2 protein-coding genes are annotated in these 1,750 nt (G+C 58.7%); both read right to left on the reverse strand.

The features are described 5' to 3' along the window. A partial coding sequence (locus FEM54_RS31930) for a magnesium transporter CorA family protein (protein WP_138454206.1) occupies nucleotides 1-766 on the reverse strand: 766 nt, incomplete at its 3' end. A gap of 6 nt (nucleotides 767-772) precedes the next feature. Then, the coding region (locus tag FEM54_RS31935; RefSeq protein ID WP_138454207.1) for an ATP-grasp domain-containing protein at nucleotides 773-1,750 on the reverse strand (978 nt) is incomplete at its 5' end.

The raw sequence follows: 1,750 nt of genomic DNA on the forward strand, positions 1-1,750 counted from the left end.
ACACCACGTTGATCAACGTCAGCTTGCGCAGCAGGTTGTTCATGCTGTTGTTCATCAGGTTGCCGCGTGCATCAATCAGCCCGGAAAACACGTTGGAGTAGATCTCGGCCTGCTTGTAGCACTGGTGGTTCTCAATGATCAGGTCATCGATCAACCCCAGCACCTCGGCGCTGAAATGCTCCTTTTCCGCGTGGTTGCGCAACCGCGACAACACCGCGCCATTGCTGTGCAGCGCGTTGATGTAATAGATCAGGCTTTCACTGAGGTTAAACATCTGCATCAGGTGCTGATTGCTCATCGACGCATTGAACTGTTGCTGCAACTCCCGCGCCACCAGCTTGATCACCTTGAGGTGGCCCAGGTAGTGGTGAATGTTGTTAAGCAGCAAGTCGAGCAGCACATCCAGCGGCGTATGCAACGGCCGGCGTGCGCCGAGCCCGGAGAGTGGGGTGTCATCCGTGGCGATCACCAACAGGCGGCCGGGCGAAAACAATAGCCCGCAGGAGGCCACTTCGAACATCAGGCTGCCGCCGCCCGAGTAGTTCTCCGGGCGTTTCCAGATCAGGAACAGGTTATCGGGGTGAAACTCGATGCGTGAGACTTCATCCGGGTCAAGCGCCGAAGCCAGGGCGTGCTCGTCGAGTTTGTGATGGTCGCGCAACCACTCGCGCTCGGCCGCGTCCGGGTTGTTGAACAGCATGATTGCAGCGTCGTCCTTGTCCGCCTTGCACAGTTTTCCGTCGGTCAGTTCAAAGCGCTGAATCATCGCGCGTCACCAGCCCTGGCCCTGGCGTTTCAACTCCAATCGCCGTACAAACTCCTCGAGCACCAGCGCATACAGGTCGTCTTGCAAATAGGCATCTTCGATACCGGCGTCCATATTGGGGTTGTCGTTGACCTCGATCACCACCACTTTGTCGCCGGACTGCTTGAGGTCGACACCGTAGAGGCCGTCGCCGATCAGGTTGGCGGTTTTGACCGCCAGTTCCACCACTGCCTTGGGCGCTTCATGAACCGCCAGGGTGCGGCATTCGCCGTTGATGTCCTTGCCGATAGCCTTGTGGTTATAAATCTGCCAGTGGCCCTTGGACATGAAGTATTGGCAGGCAAAGATCGGCTTGCGGTTGAGCACACCGATGCGCCAGTCGTACTCGGTGTAGAAAAACTCCTGGGCCAGCAGCAGCACAGAGTGTTCGAACAACTCGGCGGTGGCCTTGAGCAGGGCTTCCTGGCTTTCCACCTTGATTACGCCGCGCGAGAAGCAGCCGTCGGGGATCTTCAACACCAGCGGGAAACCCAGGCGCTCGCCGACCCTTTCGAAATCTTGCGGTCGCTCCTTGTAGAGAATCTCGGTGGCGGGCATGCCCAGTTGATGGCTGTTGAGCAGGTCAGTGAGGTAGACCTTGTTGGTACAGCGCAGGATCGATGCCGGGTCGTCCATGACCACCAGGCCTTCGCTTTCGGCTTTTTTGGCGAAGCGATAGGTGTGGTTGTCGACACTGGTGGTCTCGCGGATCAGCAAGGCGTCGTACTCGGCCAGCCGTGAGTAATCCTTACGCTCGATCAGTTCCACATCGATGCCCAGCCCTTTGCCGACCCGCACGAAGTTTTCCAGGGCGCGAGCATTGGACGGCGGCAGTTGCTCCTGCGGGTCATGAAGAATCGCCAGGTCATACCGCGCCAAGCGGCGTGAGCGCGGCTGGCGCCAGATCTTGCGGCTGAAGTTGTCGAGGGCGTGGACGAACTGGTC

Source organism: Pseudomonas edaphica (genome assembly GCF_005863185.1).
Lineage (GTDB): Bacteria > Pseudomonadota > Gammaproteobacteria > Pseudomonadales > Pseudomonadaceae > Aquipseudomonas > Aquipseudomonas edaphica.